14 protein-coding genes are annotated in these 17,052 nt (G+C 71.3%); 6 read left to right on the top strand and 8 right to left on the bottom strand.

The genetic code is table 11. The features are described 5' to 3' along the window. Positions 1-299: 299 nt before the first annotated feature. From CK240_RS08650 to CK240_RS18230, 8 genes are read right to left on the bottom strand one after another with little or no spacing between them, the layout of a single operon-like run. A complete protein-coding gene (locus tag CK240_RS08650) occupies positions 300-1,121 on the bottom strand; it encodes a sulfotransferase family protein (RefSeq protein ID WP_095639938.1) in 822 nt (273 codons plus the stop codon). Next, complete coding sequence (locus CK240_RS08645; protein WP_095639937.1) at positions 1,118-2,287, bottom strand: glycosyltransferase; 1,170 nt, start codon at positions 2,285-2,287, stop codon at positions 1,118-1,120. Before CK240_RS08645 ends, CK240_RS08650 begins: the two co-directional genes overlap by 4 nt. Further along, complete coding sequence (locus tag CK240_RS08640) at positions 2,284-3,561, bottom strand: polysaccharide biosynthesis/export family protein (RefSeq protein ID WP_095639936.1); 1,278 nt, start codon at positions 3,559-3,561, stop codon at positions 2,284-2,286. The genes CK240_RS08645 and CK240_RS08640 overlap by 4 nt, the downstream gene beginning before the upstream one ends. After that, a complete protein-coding gene (locus tag CK240_RS08635; protein WP_095639935.1) occupies positions 3,554-4,828 on the bottom strand; it encodes an O-antigen ligase family protein in 1,275 nt (424 codons plus the stop codon). The genes CK240_RS08640 and CK240_RS08635 overlap by 8 nt, the downstream gene beginning before the upstream one ends. After that, the gene (locus CK240_RS08630) at positions 4,825-6,162 is read right to left on the bottom strand and encodes a lipopolysaccharide biosynthesis protein (RefSeq protein WP_135058813.1); all 1,338 of its coding nucleotides are present in this window, start codon (positions 6,160-6,162) and stop codon (positions 4,825-4,827) included. The genes CK240_RS08635 and CK240_RS08630 overlap by 4 nt, the downstream gene beginning before the upstream one ends. Beyond that, positions 6,159-7,559, bottom strand: a complete 1,401-nt coding sequence (locus CK240_RS08625; RefSeq protein ID WP_135058812.1) for a pectate lyase family protein — start codon at positions 7,557-7,559, stop codon at positions 6,159-6,161. The genes CK240_RS08630 and CK240_RS08625 overlap by 4 nt, the downstream gene beginning before the upstream one ends. Then, positions 7,546-9,411, bottom strand: coding sequence for a GumC family protein (locus CK240_RS08620; RefSeq protein WP_095639932.1), 1,866 nt, complete (start codon positions 9,409-9,411; stop codon positions 7,546-7,548). The genes CK240_RS08625 and CK240_RS08620 overlap by 14 nt, the downstream gene beginning before the upstream one ends. After that, entirely contained in the window at positions 9,408-10,580 is a 1,173-nt protein-coding gene (locus CK240_RS18230) for a glycosyltransferase (protein ID WP_167649998.1), read from the bottom strand. Before CK240_RS18230 ends, CK240_RS08620 begins: the two co-directional genes overlap by 4 nt. A 229-nt stretch (positions 10,581-10,809) precedes the next feature. Between CK240_RS18230 and CK240_RS08600 the strand changes: the two genes are divergently transcribed. The 6 genes from CK240_RS08600 to CK240_RS08575 all read left to right on the top strand — a co-directional run bounded on the left by CK240_RS08600 (position 10,810) and on the right by CK240_RS08575 (position 16,855). After that, complete coding sequence (locus tag CK240_RS08600; protein WP_095639929.1) at positions 10,810-11,445, top strand: sugar transferase; 636 nt, start codon at positions 10,810-10,812, stop codon at positions 11,443-11,445. Continuing rightward, positions 11,442-12,359, top strand: a complete 918-nt coding sequence (locus CK240_RS08595) for a methionyl-tRNA formyltransferase (protein WP_095639928.1) — start codon at positions 11,442-11,444, stop codon at positions 12,357-12,359. The genes CK240_RS08600 and CK240_RS08595 overlap by 4 nt, the downstream gene beginning before the upstream one ends. Continuing rightward, positions 12,346-13,029, top strand: a complete 684-nt coding sequence (locus CK240_RS08590; protein ID WP_095639927.1) for a PIG-L deacetylase family protein — start codon at positions 12,346-12,348, stop codon at positions 13,027-13,029. Before CK240_RS08595 ends, CK240_RS08590 begins: the two co-directional genes overlap by 14 nt. A 3-nt stretch (positions 13,030-13,032) precedes the next feature. Further along, complete coding sequence (locus CK240_RS08585; protein WP_095639926.1) at positions 13,033-14,205, top strand: DegT/DnrJ/EryC1/StrS family aminotransferase; 1,173 nt, start codon at positions 13,033-13,035, stop codon at positions 14,203-14,205. 84 nt (positions 14,206-14,289) lie between these two features. Then, a complete protein-coding gene (locus tag CK240_RS08580; protein WP_095639925.1) occupies positions 14,290-15,771 on the top strand; it encodes a sensor histidine kinase in 1,482 nt (493 codons plus the stop codon). Beyond that, on the top strand, positions 15,758-16,855 hold the full coding sequence (locus CK240_RS08575) for a response regulator (RefSeq protein ID WP_167649997.1): 1,098 nt from the start codon (positions 15,758-15,760) through the stop codon (positions 16,853-16,855). The genes CK240_RS08580 and CK240_RS08575 overlap by 14 nt, the downstream gene beginning before the upstream one ends. Positions 16,856-17,052 lie beyond the last annotated feature (197 nt).

Genomic DNA, 17,052 nt, shown 5'->3' with positions numbered 1-17,052 from the left:
CGCCGGCAGCCGCGCACCCGCCCCATGTGAATGGAGGGGGACCGGAAGTAGTTAATGCATGTTAATGAATATTAACGGAAAGACATTCCCCAGCCTATTCCGGGCGGCGGCAGGCGGGTTGGAAATGACCTTCGGACCCGGCAAAATAACAACCGGAAGTATAATTCCGGCAGCCGCACTCTCTTGTCCCCAAATCGTTAGCCTAATTCGTCCGGCAAACTGATTCGTGGAAAAAGGTCGGCAAGATGAATGCGTTCGTTCGGGAAGGCGCCAGACGAAGCCCTGAACGGGTGCGGAATTCAGCCGCGGCTGCTCCACACCTCGGGATCGATGCCTGTCAAAACGGCCAGTCGGGCAATCTGGGGTTTGTAGAAATCGGCGATTTCATCCCGCAGGAAAGGGTCCAGCGGGGGATAACGATAGGGACGGGCCACCAGTCCCCTCAGGGCACGCAGGGGGGCGGTGCCACGGATCGGGTCCAGAACCGGCCGCAAGGGGGCCACCAGCCGCCGCAAGGGACGCGGGACGGCTGCGGCGCGGGCGTCTTTCACGCGCTCGGCCAGGGGCGGGGCCAAGGCGCCCGAATGGCCGACATGGTCCGCCAGCAGGCGCAGCTGGCGTCGCGGGTCGCGGCGGACATCCTCGTACAACAGGACTAGGATCGGCTCGTCCCCGAAAAGCGCGATAAAGCGTTCCAGATGGTCGGCATAGCAGCCGTCTGCCAGGAAGCGGCCCTGCGCGGCGCGGTCGGGGCCGAGGTGGCGCGCCACGTCGCCGTCCACCTCGCCGCGCCGGAACAGCATGCAATAATCGGAATAGGCGCGCGCCACCGGGTCGCGCAACTGGAAGACCAGCCGGACGCCGGGCAGGTGGCGGTGGATGCGGCCGGCAGCCTCGGGCATGGTCAGGTAGGAGTTCGACTTCTCGCCCAGCAGTGCGCCCGGGGGCGCATCCGCGAAGTGGCGCAGATAGGACGGAAAGCCCGACCCGTAGCTGCGGGAAAAGAAATGCAGTTCGGGGTCGGGCATCCAGATGTCGGGCGAGGCCTGCAGCGACTGCTGAAGCCAGGTCGTCGCGGACTTCGCGGCCCCTGCGATGATGAAGTCGGGCTTGCGCGTCATGCCTGTTCCAGAACCTCGTCGTAAAGCGCCTGCACGCGGCGCAGGTGCTCGGCCGTGCTGTAGCGGTCGAGGTCCGTGCGCGCGGCGGCCGCGATGCGGTCGTCAAGCCCGGGTTCGGTCAGCAGGCGGCGGACCGGAGCGGCAAAGGCGGCGGGATCGTCGGGATCGACCAGGAACCCGTTCCGCCCGTCCTCGATCGCCTCGGGGTTGCCGCCGTGGCGGGTGGCGATCACCGGGGTGCCCAGGTGCATCGCCTCGATCAGGGTGCGGCCGAAGGGCTCGCCCCGCGCTGTCACCAGCAGGGCAAAGACGCCCGCCAGCGACGGTTCCACCGGCGAGACATGGCCCATCAGGTGGATGCGGTCGGCGATCCCCAGCGACCCGGCCAGCGCCTGCAACTCGCGCTCGACCGGATCGCAGTCGCGTTCGGGGCGGCCGAAGATGGCGCCGTGGATGTCCTCGCCGGGCAGGGCGCGGCGGATTTCGGCAACGGCGCGGACGAAATGGTCCGACCGCTTGCGCCCGTTCAGCGCGCCGAAATAGCCCAGCACGACCGCGCCGGGCGCCGCGCCGATACGGGCGCGCAGGGCCTCGGCGCAGGCGGCGCGGTCGGGTTGGGCGGCAGGCTTGTCGAAGGGGCTGCGGATCACGCGCAGCCGGTCGCCCAGCGGCCGCACCGGCCGTACGGGGCGCGAGAAGTCGGAGACCGACACCACCCGGTGCGCCAGAAGCGGCGCCACGCGGTTCACGCCCAGGGCCTCGGGATCGCCCCGGTGATGCCAGATCAGCCGGCACCCCGCCAGGCGCGCGGGCAGCGCCCAGGTCAGATGCATCCGCCCGTCGTTGGTGTGGACAATGGCGATGTTCCAGCGCCGCAGCAGGTGCGCAAGGCGCGGAAGGCTTGTCAGCAGATAACCCGGGGCCGAGGCGTCCCCCGGCCTGCGGCTGTAGCGCGGCGCGATGATCGGGGGCCGGTCGAGACGGATCGGCGCCAGCCCGTTCTGGGCCGCGAAGCGCGCGACCCGGCCGCCCTCGCCATGCACCAGCACGACCGGCTCATAGCGGCTGCGGTCCAGCCCCGCGGCCAGGCGCAGCGCCGACTGGTGGCTGCCGCCGACCAGGTCCCCCCCGGCAAAGGGGAACAACACGCGCACCGGTGCCGTCATCTCGCCGCCAGGCCCGGGTCCGCCGCCGCGACCTGCCCCAGGGGCGCAGGCTGGGGTGCCGCCGCGACCGGCCGGGGGGACGCAGCAGAAGCGCCGGGCAGGGTGATTTCCAGCACGTCGCCGGGTTCCAGGGCCATGTCCGGCGCGGCTTCGATCCGCTCAGGCGTGCCATCGGTGGCGCGGGTGACGACAAAGCCCGGCTGCTCGGCCGCGTCCGGTTCGGGCGCCAGCTCGCCCGCCAGCATGGCCTGGGTCAGCAGCCGGTCGGCCGTACCCAGGCGGATCGCCGCTGCGGCCATGTCGTCCTCGAGCTCGGCCAGCTTCTGCAGGTTGTCGCTGCGGGCGTCGTCGATGATGGCGGCGCGGGCGCGCTCGGCCTCGTTCAGCTGCTGCTCGGCCATCAGCAGGGTCGCCTCGAGGTCCAGGCGCTTGGCCTCGATGTCGTTGATGGCCGTGGTCAGGGCGGTGACGCGGGCGTTCACGGCCAGCCCCTTTTCCTTCAGCTCGGCAATGCCCTCCAGATCGCGGCGGTTGTCGGCCAGCTGCTGGTCGCGCAGGACGATCTGCTGGCGCAGCTTGTCGGCCTTGTCGCGCAGAAGCTGCTGCAGGCTGTCGAGGCTGGCCGCCTGGGCATTGCGCGCTACCCGGTCGGCAACCTGCAGCCGGCTGCGCAGGTCGGCGTCTGCGGGGAGCTGGCCGCCGGGAGGCGTGTCGGGGCCTTCCAGTTCCGCCAGTTCGGCCTCGATCGCGGCGCGCTCGGCCTCGTGCTGGCGCAGCTCCTCGGCAGCCAGGCGGGCCTCGCCCGCGATCCGGGCCATCTGCATGGGGTCGGCGGTGGCCAGGTTCCGGTAGACCCCTCCGGCCAGCGCCAGCGCCTGCCGGGCGGTCAGGCCCGGGCGATAGGCGACCGCGCCCTGGGTCTGGGCGGCGCCCAGCACATAGACGGGCAGGCTTTCGACCAGTTCGACCGTGACATGGGGCGGGCGGTCGAGGCCGGCGTTGCGCCCCAGGGCCGCGGCCAACTGTTCCTGCAGGCTGGTCAGGGTCTGCCCCTCGGCCGTGACGGTGCCCGCCAGCGGGAATTGCAGCGTCCCGTCCGACGCCACCAGGTATTCGCCCGAGACGCCCGCCCATTCGGCCAGGCCGTTGGCATCGGGATCCCAGTCGACGACGCGAACCAGCAGCTGGTCCTGCGCGTGCAGGCGATAGGGCTCGGCCAGGGCGGAAGTGGCCCCCAGGGCGACCAGCAGGGCGGAAAGAAGGAGATTACGCATGGGCTGCACTCCGGGTCGGGCGGGTCCTGTGGTGTTGTGGCAGGGCACAGGACAGCGACAGGGCAAGGATCAGGGGGACGTTCCAGAACCGTGCATAGAAATGGGGAAACGTGTTCAGCATCAGGGCGAAGATCAGCAGGATGGTCAGCGTCGTCGCCGCGACCCCGCGGTGGCGGCGGTCCGTCAGGTGCGACAGCGGCGCGGGCAGCCCCGCCAGCATCAGCACCACCAGCCCGCAAAGCGACAGAAGCCCGCCTTCGTTCAGAAGCAGCAGATAGGTGTTGTGGACCGGCGCGTCGAAGACGCTGATGTTGCGGAACTGCTCCGCCCCCATGCCGATCAGCAGGCGGTCGTCGGCCAGGCGGAAGGCTTCCTGGATCAGCAGCAGGCGGTCGGTGAAGGTGCCCGACAAGTTGGGATCGCCCGCCGTGATCCCTTCCAGCACGCGGGTGCGGAAGACATCCGGCACCAGCGCCGGAAAGGCGGTGCCCAGGGCCAAGATCGCTGCCGCCGCGGCCAGGACGAAGACCATCAGCCGGCCCGACGGCGCGAAGACCATGGTCATGCCCACCCCCAGCGCCGCGCACATCAGCCCGGTGTTCGATCCGGTGAGCATGATCCCGTAGGCCAGGATCGGCAGGGCGACCAGCAGCTCCCACAGCCGGGCGAGGCCGGCCTGCCACAGCCCCAGCAGGAACACGAGCCCGACCGCCCCCATGGCCGCGCATTCGTTTTCCCGCTCGACCAGCGACCGCATGCGGTTGTTGTGGGACACGAAGGACAAGGGCGGGTCGGGGACGACATGGATCATCCACATGCCGAACAGCATGACCACGACGATCGACAGGACCAGCGCCCGCGCCAGCACCACGGTCTCGGCCAGGCTGCGCCCGGCCACGACCAGCGGCACGAGCAGCAGCGAAAAGGCGTACTGGGCCATCACCTTGCCCAGGTCCACGCCCGCCGCATGGGCGATCGAGCCCAGCATCAGCCCCGTTCCGAGCATCAGGAACCCGGCGAGCCACAGGCCCGTGGCGCCGCCGAAGGGGCGCCGGGGCAGCGCGCCCTGCCACAGCATGACGGCCAGCGCCATGACCACCGCGACGTCCGAGGCCGTGAAGTAGATGATGTCCGTGCGCAGATAGTTCATCGGCGACAGGAACACGGCCAGAACCGCCAGGTGGAAGCCGGGGGAACGGGCAGGGGCCGTGGCCTGCCCGTGCGGCAGCGCGCCCCAGGGAACCGCGCGGGCGCCCGTGGCGGTCATGTCGCGGCCTGTCTTTGTATCGGCTGCGGGCGCACCGCCCCCAGGGCCACGACAAGACATGCGGCCAGCCACAGGGCGTTGCCCACCAACTGCATCGCCGCCGCGCCCTCGGCCCCCCAGACCCGGGCAGCCGGGATCAGCGCGGCGAAGAACAGGGCGGTCGTGGCCCCGGTGATCACGGTCATGGCCCGGTCATGCCCCAGCGCCATCAGCGCGGGGCCGGTGGTCAGCCCCGCCATGTACAGCGCCATTGCCGCCGCCATGATGCTGACGCTGGCCGCCGCGCCCGCGAAGGCGGGGCCGAAGGCCAGCGGCAGCAGCCGGTCCATCTGCATCGCCACGGGCGCCAGGATCACCAGCAGCGCCGCGCTGAGGCCCAGCGAGGACCAGACCAGCAGCCGGCGTAGCCGCAAACGGTCGTTGCGCGCGGCCAGACGGGCGAATTCCGGGAAGGTCACCTGTCCCAAGGGACGGCCCAGCCGCAGCGCCGCTTCTCCGATCCGGCGGGCGATCTGGTAATGGCCGAGCGCCGCCGGCGGCAGCACGCCCGCCAGCAGCACGATGTCGAAGCGCTGGCGCAACTGGCGCAGGGTGACATTGACGTTGCTGTTGACGAAAAGCCGCAGCAGCCCCGGGTTCTCGGCCGCGATCCGGCGGGGCGAGGCTGGACGCAGGCGGTGCCCGCGCCGGCGCATCTGCGGCAGGGCGAAGAGCATCGGCAGCAGCCCGTCCGCGACCGTCCAGGCGACGAACACCAGCACAAAGGCGGAAAGCCCGCCTCCTGCCGCCCAGACCGCCGCGACCAGCGCCAGCCTCAGCAGGGCGATGCCCATGTCGATCCGGGCCAGGAGGTCGAAGCGGTCGTAAAGCCGCAGCACGCCCATGGCGGTCGGGCGCGCGGCCAGCAACCCGGCGGTCGCGCCCAGCGCCAGCAGCGCCGTCTGGTCGCCGACCGCGCCCATCCAGCGCGTGGCCAGTCCCGCCAGCGCCACCCCCGCCACCGCCGCCGCAAGCCCCAGCACGAGGTCCGTCATCAGGGACAGCCAGACCAGCCGCTCGAACCGCTCGTTGTCGCCCGCTTCCAGCGCCTCGGCGCCGTGCTTGATCACCACCTGCCAAGGCTCGGGATGCAGAAGGCGGGCGATGCTGCGGGAATAGGCCTCGATCACCGCCAGCATGCCCAGACCCGCCGGGCCCAGGGCGCGCGCCGTCAGCGCCAGCGACACCAGTCCCAGTCCCGCGATCACCGCCTGGGACGAGCCGACCCAGGCCAGGTTGCGCAGCAGCCGGCGGCGCATCCCGGCCCGGGGTGAGGTGCCCGCCCCCGCGCTCATCGGTCGCCCGCAAGGCCGGCAAGCCAGGCCTCGACCGCCGGAATCCCGTCGCCGTCCGGGTCGGCCCAGGGGTTGTCGGCGCGGTCGGGGCGCAGGCCGGGGTGACTGCGCTCGAAGTCGTCGGGCAGGAGGTCGCCGTCCTGGTCGGGTGGCGGCGGGGCCGGGGCGATGGGGGGCCAGCCTCCCGCCTGATCGGGCTGGTCGATGACGCGCCCCTCGCAGCGCGCGAGGTCGTTCAGGACCCGCCGGTCCAGCGCGTCGCGGTGGCCGCCACCGGGCAGCACGTCGCCCAGACGCGCGGGCAGGACGCGTTCCAGCGTGTTCGCCGCCACGGGCGTCACCGTCATCGGCGGGGGCAGGGGCGCGCGATGCACCAGCGCAGGCCCGTCGAGGATCGGGATCGCGTGCCGGGGGCCGCAGTCCTTCTGGCGGAAGGCAAGGTTGCCCTCTTCCCAGACCGAGATGGGGTTGCCGCCGATCTTGGCGATCACCTCGACCGCCGTGCCCGCCCGCGGCGTGCTGGACTGGCCCGTCAGCGCCAGGTTGCCGACGTAGGCGATCCGCGCCTCGCCCAGCAGGTCGTAGAATTCGCCGAACTGGCTGATGGGGTCGTAGAAGATGTTGTTGGCGATCTCGACCGGCCCGGCCGCCGTCGCCTTGACGTCGGGGTTGCGGTCCCGGTGATGGGCGAAGAGGTTGCGGATCAGGCTGATGCGCCCGCACTGGGGGTTCCGTCCTTCGTCCGAGCAGATCAGCGCCCCCTTGGAATGGGCCCCGTCCGGATGGTTGGCGCGGTCCAGGCTGTAGGCCAGGATGCTGTCGGCCAGGGTGATGTCGCTGGCGGTCGCGCCCGACACATGGATGTTGAAGGTCTCATCGCTGGCGAAGGCCATCGACAGGTTGCCCGCATAAACCCGGCGGGCGTTTTCCACCGTCAGGGCATCGATGTTGGCGCTGACCATGCCCCCGGTGCCGGGGCGCAGCTTGAGAAAGCGGATCACCACGTCCTCGGCGTCCTTGACGACCAGCGGCCCATGGTCCGAGCGCCCCAGCCGCAACTGGATGCCGCCGCCCGGCGCGGTCTGGCCCGCCACATAGACGTTCGAGCGCAGCATGATCGGCCTGCTCAGCGTGATCGTGCCCGCCACCCGGAAGATGCAGACGCGGGGGCCCGTGGCCTCGGCGCAGGCGCGCAGGGTGCCCGCGCCCTTGTCGGCCAGTGAGGTGACGGCGATCAGCCGCCCGCCGCGCCAGCCGCCCGCTTCCGCGCCAAAGCCGACCGCACCGGGAAAGGCCGGCCGGGCCGCCGCCAGCGCGGGCATGAGCGCAAGCGCCGCCGCGCAGGCAAGGGCCAGGGGCCGGCGCAACCACGGCTTGCGCCGCTCACGCGTATTCATGGCCTGCGCCGTTGCTGTGCTGGCGGTAAAGGCGCGTCTCGACGTCGTTGACCAGGGTGCCGCCGACAACGATGCCCGCGCGCTCGAGCTTCTGGATGGTGGCCTGCAGCGCGCCCTCGGTGGTCTGGCCCGCGCGGACGACGACCAGCGCCTCGTCCGCGATGGTGCCGAAGCGGACGGCGTCCGCGCTGGAGAGTGCCGGCGGCGTGTCCAGCACGACCAAGTCGTATTCCTCGCGCAGGTCGGGCACGACGCGGGCCGCGAAGGTCGAGATCAGCCGGCTGGTCCAGCTTGTGCCGGCCGGAAAGCTCAGGACATCCAGCCGCTCGAAGTCGGGCACGGGCCGGACCGCGTCGCGCCAGGACGCTGAGCCGTCCGCCAGCGCGGCCACCGGCAGGCCCTCGGCCTGGACATGCAGGATGTCGGACGCGCCCGCGTGCTGGCTGTCGAAGTCCAGCAGCAGCACGCGCAGCCCGTCCAGCGCGGCCGAGGCCGCGAAGGCGGACGAGATGGTGGACTTGCCCTCGTGCTGAGAGGCCGAGGTCACCATGACCAGCTTGGGCGCGTCGGATTCGCGCCGCTGGCTGGACCAGATCGTGAAGAACGAGCGCAGCGATTCCGAGAAGCCCGAGCGCGGGAAGCGGCGCAGCAGGCTCACCGGGTCGTGGCGGCGCGCCAGCACGCCCCGGCGCCGGACATGGGGGATCGTCGCCAGGTTGGGCCGGCCGCTGATCTGGGTCGCCTGCGCCCCGTCCTCGACCGTCCGGTTCAGCGCGCCCCGCAGCAGCGCCAGCAGGAAGCCCAGCACCAGCGAGGCCGCCAGCACGACCGCCAGGGTCGCGCCGCGGTTCGGCGCCGCGGGCGCCACCGGGATCTCGGCCTTGGAGATCTGGCGCGCGTCGGCCTGCAGGATGTCCTTGCGCGGCTCGATCTCGTTCAGCCGCTCGATCGCCGTCTGGTAGCGGGTCGAAAGCAGGTCGATGTAGCGTTCCAGCCGGTTCTTCGCCAGTTCGTTGCGGGTCCGCTCGTCCAGTCGGGATTCCAGTGTGGCGATCTGGGCGCGGATCTGCCCGGCTTCGGTGCTGTTGCCCTGCCCGTCGCCTTCCAGGTTCGCCAGCACCGAGGTCAGGTGGTTCAGCTCGCGGCGCAGCTGCACCGGAAGGTCGGCGTCGTCCAGCGCGCTGGTCCGGATCAGCTCGGCCAGCTCGACCTCCTTCTGGGACAGCTCCTCGCCCAGGGCGTTGACCTGGCCGCGCAGGTAGGCGACCGAGTTGTCGATGACCTTGGTCTGATCGCGGACCGAGGTTTCGACGAAGTTGCGCACGATGCCGTTGGCCAGGCGGGCCGCCGTCTGGGGGTCCTGCGCCTCGGTCTGGATGGTGATGACAAGGCTCTCGCCCGCGCGATGCACGCTGTAGGAGGCCAGCAGGTAGTCCACCACCATCCGCTTCCAGGTGTCCTTGTCGGGCTTGGGCTGGTCCTGGGGGCGCGGCAGGAAGGTCTGGTTGTCGAACAGGTCCAGGTTGGTGGCGACCGTCTGGGCGAAGTTGCGCGAGCGCAGGACGTCCATCACCGTGGCGATGCGGGCGCTGTTCAGCTCGTAGCTTTCGAACTGCGCGTCGATCTGGCTCAGCCGGACCTCCGAGTTCGTCAGCTCCATCGCGGCCTGGGCGCGGTAGATGTCGGGCTGGACCGACAGGTAGCCCGCCGTCACCGCAAGCGTTGTCGCGCAGATGGCCAGGATCAGCCAGATGTTGCGGCGGACGAGGTTCAGGATGTCCTCGGCCCGGTAGCCGCCGCCCGGCGAGGCGAAGTGGCCTGGGACCGGGCCTTCGCGCATTGGTGCGTTCATGCAACGGCCCCTTGCTGGCTCGGTGCCGCGCGACGGACCAGGGCGTCGCGGTAGGCGGTTTCGTGCAGTTCGACGTAATGGGGCATGGACATCAGGGCGATCATGCGCTCGCGCCCGCAGCTGCCCAGTCCGGCCCGCCGGGCCGCGGGCAGCGACAGGATGCGGGACGCCGCCTGCGCCATCGCCTCACTGTCACACGGCGGGCAGACAGCGCCCGCCTCGCCCACCAACCACTGGCTGTCGCCCACGTCCGTCACCACCGCCGGCACGCCCGAGGCCAGCGCCTCGGCCACCGCCAGCGGCATCGATTCGCCCCAGGCCGAGGACAGGAGGTAGAGATCGAAGCCCGGGACCAGCGCCGGGATGTCCTGGCGCGGGCCGATGGCGGACAGCCGGTCGGCGATGCCGTCGGCCGCCGCCTGCCTTTCGGCCGGGCCGCCGGGCTGGCCCCCGCCGATGACGACGCCATGGACATCGTGGCCCATGCGGACCAGCGCGGCGATGCAGCGCGCAAAGGCGGCGTGGTCCTTCATCGGGTGGTTGCGCCCGACGCTGCCGACGATCAGCCGCCCCGGCGGGATTCCGGCCAGCGCGGACAGCCGCGCCCGCGCCTGCGGGTCGGGCCTGAACTCGTCGCAGTCGATGGCATTGGGGATCAGCCGGTCGCGCGCGTCCGACAGCCCCTGCCTCCGGTGCTGGTCGCGCGCCACCCTCGAGCAGTAGGTGATCACGTCCGCCCGCCCCGCCAGGCGCCTGAGCGCCGCGAAGACCGCACGGGTCATCCGCTTTTCCCGTCGCGGGTCGGCCAGCGAATGGTGCATCCCCCACAGAAGCCCGATGTCCCCGCGCCGCGCCGCCAGCACCGCCAGCGTGCCGGCAAGGCAGCCATGGTACATCCAGCAATGCAGCACCTGGGGGTCATGTGCGCGGATCAGGCGCACCAGCCGCATCACGCCCGCCGGCAGTCCCGCGGCGCCCGCAACGCCCATGGTCCGCACAGGCACCCCCAGCGCCGCGATCTCGGCCGCCAACGCCCCGAGGGGCATCATCGACACGACCACATGCCCTGCCCGGGCGTCCCCCATCGCGCGCAGATAGCGCAGCAGCATCATTTCGGCCCCGCCAAGTGCCGTTCCCGTGATGACATGCATGACCCGGGTTTCGGACATCGGCAGTTCCTCGTGCGGCCTACAACAGAGTCGTGCCTGCACATTACGCCGTTGTCGTTCTCTGCCAAATACAATTCTTGAAATTATGCCCATCCCTGATCCATGATGATTTCGACGGATGTTCAATCCCCGAGTCCAAAGGAAGCCGCTCGATCCGGGATTAAATCCTGAGTTGAATTCCCGGCTTTCGGGCAATTCTGGCAATTGAATTGGATGACGGCGTTTCGCAATGGCGAGATGGCAAGAACTGCTCATGGTCTGGGCGCTGCTGGTGCTGACCCTGCCGTTCCGGCTGCTGACGGCCGGGCTGCTGCTGGCCCATCTGGGCCGGCCGCTGATGTTTCGCCAGCCGCGCGTGGGGCAGGGCGGGCGCGCAATCCTTGTTCCCAAGTTCCGCACCATGTCCGAGGCCCGGGGTCCCGACGGCCAGCTTCTGCCCGATGCGCAGCGGCAGACCCCTGTCAGCGGCATCGTCCGGCGCCTGCGGCTGGACGAGCTGCCGCAGCTGGACCGAATCATCGCGGGGGACATGGCGCTGGTCGGGCCGCGCCCGCTGCTCGAATCGACCCTGCGCGGCTTCGGGGCGCCGGGGGTGATTCGCAGTTCGGTGCGGCCGGGGCTGACCGGCTGGGCGCAGGTCAGCGGCAACACCCGGCTGAGCGACGCCGAGAAGCTGGCGCTGGACCTGTGGTATGTCGCCCATCGCAGCCTCGGGCTGGACCTGCGCATCCTTTGGGACACGCTGGGCGTCGCCCTGCGTGGCGAGCGGCGGCATGAAGGGCGGCTGCGGGCCGCCCAGGACTGGCTGCGCGACCAGCAGCCTGCGGCGCCCCCCGAGATGGAGATGGCGGGGGCCATGTCGTGATCTCGGTCTTCGTGGGCGCGGTCGAGGGCTCGGCGCAGGCGCTGGCGGCCCTGTGCGAAGCGGGCCACGCCCCCGCGCTGGTGGTGACGCTGCCATTGGAACGGGCCGGCAACCATTCGGATTTCGCCGATCTCGGGCCCCTGGCCGCGCGCCACGGGGTGCCGGTGCACCGCAGCACCCGCACCTCGGCCCCCGAGACACAGGCCGCGATTCGTGCCCTTTCGCCCGACGTGATCCTGGTCATCGGCTGGTCGCAGCTGGTCGGCCCCGAGTTCCTGGCGATCCCCCGGCTGGGCGTGCTGGGCTTCCATCCCGCGGCCCTGCCCCGGATGCGGGGCCGCGCCGTGATTCCCTGGCACATCCTGACCGGCCAGCGTCAGGGGGGCGCCACGCTCTTCTGGATCGACGAGGGCACCGACAGCGGCCCCGTCGCCGCGCAGGCGGTCTTTCCTATCGACCCCGACCGCACGACCGCGCGCGCGCTTTACGACCGCAGCGTGGGTGCCATGCTGGCGCTGCTGCCGCCGCTGATGGACCGCCTTGCCCGGGGCGAGCGTCCTGCCACGCCGCAGGATCACGCCCGGGCCACGGTCTGCGCCCGCCGCCGCCCCGAGGACGGGATCATCGACTGGCGACGCCCGGCGGCCGAGATCGAGCGGCTGGTCCGCGCCGTGGGCCCGCCCTATCCCGGCGCGCTGACCGCAGGCGCGGGCGGTCCCATCGCCGTGACCGCCGCGCGGCTGCACCCGCGCGAGGGGTATTTCATCGGCCTGCCCGGGCAGGTGCAGGACATGGACGGAAACGCCCTGACGGTGATGTGCGGCGACGGTCGCTGCCTCGACCTGACGGAATGGAGCGGCCCGGCGCCGCGGCGGCACGAGATGCTGGGGGGCGCGCGCGATGGGGCTGCTTGACGGCGGGGGTCCGGTGCTGGTCCTGGCCCCCCACCCGGATGACGAGGTGCTGGGCGTCGGCGGCACGATGGCCCGGCTGGCCGAGGCGGGGGCCGAGGTCCACGTGGCCATCGTCACCACCGGCCGCGCGCCCCGCTTTTCGCCGGAGCAGGCCCGCACCGTGCGGGCCGAGGCCGATGCCGCGCATCATGCCCTGGGGATCACGCAGACGCATTTCCTCGACTGCCCTGCGGCCGAGTTGGGGGAAATGGCCCATGCCGACCTGAACGCCGCCATCGGCGGGCTGGTGCGGGCGGTCGATCCGGTGACGGTCTTCGCCCCCCATCCGGGCGACATCCACCTGGACCACCAGCTCTGCTTCCTGTCGGCGCTGGTCGCGGCCCGGCCCCACCAGCAGCATTATCCCCGCCGGGTCCTCGCCTACGAGACGCTGTCGGAAACCAACTGGAACGCGCCCTACCTGTCCCCGGCCTTCCTGCCGAACCTGTTCGTGGACATCTCGGCCACGCTCGACCGCAAGCTCGACGCCTTCGCCCTGTTCGCCAGCCAGCAGCGCGCGCCGCCCCACGAACGCTCGGTCGCCGCGCTGAGGGCGCTGGCGACCCTGCGCGGCGCGACCGTCCACCGCGCCGCGGCCGAGGCCTTTGTCGCAATCCGCCTGGTGGAGTGAGCCATGCACCGAACCCGTTTCTGGCCCGAGTATGACGAGGAACAGGTCGAGGCCGTGGCGGCGGTGCTGCGCTCGGGCCGCGTCAACGCCTGGACCGGCCCCGACGTCGCGGCCTTCGAACGCGAGTTCGCGGATCACGTCGGCACCGCCCACGCCATCGCCATGGCGAACGGCACGGTGACGCTGGACGCGGCCCTGCGGGCGCTGGACCTGCAACCCGGCGACGAGGTGATCGTGACGCCGCGCAGCTTCGTCGCCTCGGCCGCCTGCGTGCTGCTGGGGGGCGGCGTGCCCGTCTTCGCCGACGTGGACGCGGACAGCCAGAACATCACGCCCGAGACCATCGCGCCCCTGATCACGCCCCGCACGCGCGGCATCATCCCCGTCCATCTCGCCGGCTGGCCCTGCGACATGGCGGGCATCATGGACCTGGCCGCGCGGCACGGGCTTTGGGTGATCGAGGACTGCGCCCAGGCCCATGGCGCGGCCATCGGCGGCAGGCCCGTGGGGGGCTTCGGAACGCTCGGCTCCTACAGCTTCTGCCAGGACAAGATCATGACCACGGGCGGCGAGGGCGGCATGATCGTCACCGACGACGACGCCCTGTTCGACCGGATCTGGAGCTTCAAGGACCACGGCAAGGACCGCGCCCTGGTGTTCCAGAAGGACCCGCCGCCCGGATTCCGCTGGCTGCACGCGGCGGGGCCGGGCACCAACCTGCGGATGACCGGCCCTTCGGCCGCGCTGGGCCGCGTCCAGCTGAAGCGTCTGCCAGAATGGCAGGCCGCCCGCGCGCGCAACGCGCTGCGGCTGGCGGCGGCGCTGGCGGACAGCGACCTGCTGCGCATCCCCCTGCCGCCCGAGGACGTGACCCATGCCTGGTACCGCTTCTACGCCTTTCTCCGCCCCGAGCGGCTGGCCCCCGGCTGGAGCCGCGACCGCATCCTGGCCGCCATGGCGGCGCGCGGCCAGCCGATCCTGACGGGCAGCTGCTCGGAAATCTACCGCGAGGCGATCTTCGCCGCGCCCGGCCTGCATCCGCCCGAGGCCCTGCCCGTGGCGCAGTCCCTGGGCGAGACGAGCCTGTGCCTGCTCGTCGACCCGACCTGGAGCGAGGGCGAGCTGGATGCGGTTTCCTCGGCCCTGGCCGAAGTCTGCGCCGATGCGGCCGCCTGATCGGCCGCATCGGGTCTTGGTCAATCCGGGGCGCAGGTGCATGATGGCATCCGGCCCGTCCCGGTTTCAGCAGGGAATCTGCCGATGGCAAGCAAGGTGATCGACGGGACATCGGCTGCGGCGCCGGATGACGAGCCGGCAGAGGTCCGGGGCCATCTGCCCGTCCAGGCGCTGGCGTCCTACCCCGGCCTTGTGCTGCCGCTTCTGCTGATCGCGGCGGCGCTGGCGGTGACGGTCTTCGCCTCGGTGCAATTGTGGCGGATGGAGGCGCGCCCGCTGCAGGACCCGACGGCCGACATGCCCCGGCTTTACGCCCAGGCGGCGGTCGAGGCCCTGCGGCTGAACGAGGCCGCCGAGCATCATGCGGGGGACCCCGCCGCCAGACAGGAGTTCATCCGGCTTTACCACCTGCTGCTGCGCCGCCTGGACCAGCTCGAACCCGTGCTGCGCGACCGTCCTGCGGCGGCGGCCGTCCTGGACGACGAAATCGCCAACGCCCTGATCCAGCTGCGCGACCGCGATCCGGCGGTTGTTGCCTACAGCCCGGGCGACCTCGCCGGTCTGGCCGCCAGGCTTACCGAGCTGGAACGGACGCTGAGCCGGGCCGGGGCGCGTGTCCAGGGCGCCCACCAGGCCCAGCAGGCCGAAAGGGCGGCGCGGCTTTACGGCATCCTCGTGCTGGGGGCGGCGGCCGTGCTGGCGGGGCTTCTGGGGCTGGCATGGCTGGTCTCGTGCCTGCTGTGGACGCTGCGGCGCGTCCAGGACGACCGCAAGCTTCAGCTGGATCTTCAGCGCGCCTGCGATTCTGCCGCCTATCTGCGCAACATCGCCGCCGTGATCGCGCATCAGATGCGCGCGCCGCTGACGGTGATCGACAGCGCCGCGCAGCGGATGCTGTCGCGTCCCGACCTTGCCCAGCGGCCGCAGGACGGCGCGGCCCTGCTGCGGATCAGGCGGCAGGTCAGCCAGGTGCTGCGGTTCATGGACCAGGCCATGCTGGCCGGCGCGGTCGAGGGCGGGACGCCCCTGCTTCACCCCCGTCCGGTCCCGCTGCAGGATCTGGTCGGCATGATCATGGCGCATGAGGGAATGGGGGACGGGCGCCAGCGCCTTGTCCTGCCCGAGGGTCCGGCGGGGATGCGCATCCTCTGCGATCCCGTCCTTGCCTTTCACGCGCTGGCCAATCTTGTCGAGAATGCGCTGAAGTACTCGCCCGCCGGCAACCCGGTCGAACTTTGCGCGGCCGAGGTCCGGGGAATGGCCGTCATCTCGGTCATCGACCACGGCGCGGGGATTCCCCTGGCCGATCAGGAGGCGATCTTTCAGCGCTTCTGGCGGGGCGCGCGCGCGACGGGCCAGCCGGGCAGCGGCGTGGGGCTGTGGCTGGCCCGCAGGCTGGCCGAGATCCAGGGCGGGACGATCCGTGTCACCAGCGACGGGCAAAGCGGCTCGCGCTTCGACCTGATGCTTCCGGCGGCGGGTGCGGGGACCATGGCCGCGCGCGTCGCCCCCGGCCCCTCCGCGACGCCCGGCCGCCGGGCAGAGGTGCGCCGTGGCGACGCCTGAGCGTCCCCCCGCCCAGGAACCGGACGAGGAGGAGCGCGCCATCATCCTTGTCTGCGAGGACGAGGGCGATCTGCTGGACGACCTTGCGGCGGTGCTGACCGAGGCAGGATACGAGGTCCTGGCCGAGACCAGCGCCGAGGCGGCCCTGATCCGGCTGGACAGCGTTCGCGCCGACCTGATCCTGTCGGACATCACCCTGCCGGGCATCGACGGCATGACCTTCCTGCGCCGGGTGCGCCAGACGCGGCCGGACCTGAACGACGTGCCCTTCATCCTTCTGACGGGATTTGCGGACCGCTCGGACATCCTGGCGGGAAAGCGCGCGGGGGCGGACGACTACCTGGTCAAGCCGGTGGATTACGACCTGCTGGTGGCCGCCATCGACGCCCAGCTTCGGCTGGCGGCGCGGATTGCCTCGGTGCACGGACACCCCCACCAGGATGATGCCGTGGCCGGGCTGGTGCGGGCGGTCAACCAGCTGGACTTCGGGCTGGTGCTGCTGGACATGCGCGGGCGCATCTGCTTTTCGAACCGCGCCGCGCGGCGCCTGTCGCAGGGCCTTGCGCCCCCGGCCCGCAACTGGCTGCGCCATGCCATCGGCGAGGCCGACTACATGCAGTCCATCGGCGCGGCCTACGACAGCCTGCGCCAGGGCGGCTGCCACCACTCGGCCGCCGTGATCAGCCAGGATCTTCCGCAGGACAACTGGAGGCTGGTCGTCCTGTCGGATCTCGGCTCGCTGCCGCTCAGACCCGGCGATCCCATGATGATGGCGCTGATCCTCGGCTTCGAGGAGGCACGGCGGCTGGGCGCCCGGCTTATCGCCCAGGCGGCCGGGCTGACGGCCAGCGAGGCCGCGGTGGCCGAGCTTCTGGCCAGGGGGCTGCGGCTGAAGGACATCGCGGACGAGTTGTCGATCAATCTGACGACCGTGAACTTCCATCTTCGCAACATCTTCCAGAAGACCCTGACCTCGCGCCAGGCCGACCTGATGCTGCTTCTGCGAAGTGTTCCGCTGGCCGAATGCCCCCATTGCGCCAGCCCGAAGGCTCAGGCGATCCCGGCATCCCGCCGGGGGGCCTGACGCGCGCGGCACCGCGCTTTCCAGGCCTGCCGCGATGTGGCGGTGCCCGGCCACCATGTGACGCTGCGGCACGCGCGCCTTCCCGGCTGAACCGATTTCCTTTCCTGTCGTTGGGAGTGAGGGGTGAGTCGAGGGCAGTTGGGGGAATTTTCACCTCTTTCCTGAAGCATGCCGCCACCAGGAAACGCTGCCGGGCA

The organism is Paracoccus salipaludis (assembly GCF_002287065.1).
Taxonomy (GTDB): domain Bacteria; phylum Pseudomonadota; class Alphaproteobacteria; order Rhodobacterales; family Rhodobacteraceae; genus Paracoccus; species Paracoccus salipaludis.
The sequence above is the reverse complement of the archived record's forward strand: the minus strand, read 5'-3'. Positions and strand labels throughout refer to the sequence as shown.

Excerpts from the sequence above, each read along its gene's own strand:
- CK240_RS18230 (WP_167649998.1), bottom strand. The coding sequence starts at position 10,580 with ATGTCCGAAACCCGGGTCATGCATGTCATCACGGGAACGGCACTTGGC.
- CK240_RS08635 (WP_095639935.1), bottom strand. The coding sequence starts at position 4,828 with ATGACCGCCACGGGCGCCCGCGCGGTTCCCTGGGGCGCGCTGCCGCAC.
- CK240_RS08580 (WP_095639925.1), top strand. The coding sequence starts at position 14,290 with ATGGCAAGCAAGGTGATCGACGGGACATCGGCTGCGGCGCCGGATGAC.
- CK240_RS08620 (WP_095639932.1), bottom strand. The coding sequence starts at position 9,411 with ATGAACGCACCAATGCGCGAAGGCCCGGTCCCAGGCCACTTCGCCTCG.
- CK240_RS08625 (WP_135058812.1), bottom strand. The coding sequence starts at position 7,559 with ATGAATACGCGTGAGCGGCGCAAGCCGTGGTTGCGCCGGCCCCTGGCC.
- CK240_RS08640 (WP_095639936.1), bottom strand. The coding sequence starts at position 3,561 with ATGCGTAATCTCCTTCTTTCCGCCCTGCTGGTCGCCCTGGGGGCCACT.
- CK240_RS08585 (WP_095639926.1), top strand. The coding sequence starts at position 13,033 with ATGCACCGAACCCGTTTCTGGCCCGAGTATGACGAGGAACAGGTCGAG.
- CK240_RS08600 (WP_095639929.1), top strand. The coding sequence starts at position 10,810 with ATGGCGAGATGGCAAGAACTGCTCATGGTCTGGGCGCTGCTGGTGCTG.
- CK240_RS08630 (WP_135058813.1), bottom strand. The coding sequence starts at position 6,162 with ATGAGCGCGGGGGCGGGCACCTCACCCCGGGCCGGGATGCGCCGCCGG.
- CK240_RS08650 (WP_095639938.1), bottom strand. The coding sequence starts at position 1,121 with ATGACGCGCAAGCCCGACTTCATCATCGCAGGGGCCGCGAAGTCCGCG.
- CK240_RS08590 (WP_095639927.1), top strand. The coding sequence starts at position 12,346 with ATGGGGCTGCTTGACGGCGGGGGTCCGGTGCTGGTCCTGGCCCCCCAC.
- CK240_RS08645 (WP_095639937.1), bottom strand. The coding sequence starts at position 2,287 with ATGACGGCACCGGTGCGCGTGTTGTTCCCCTTTGCCGGGGGGGACCTG.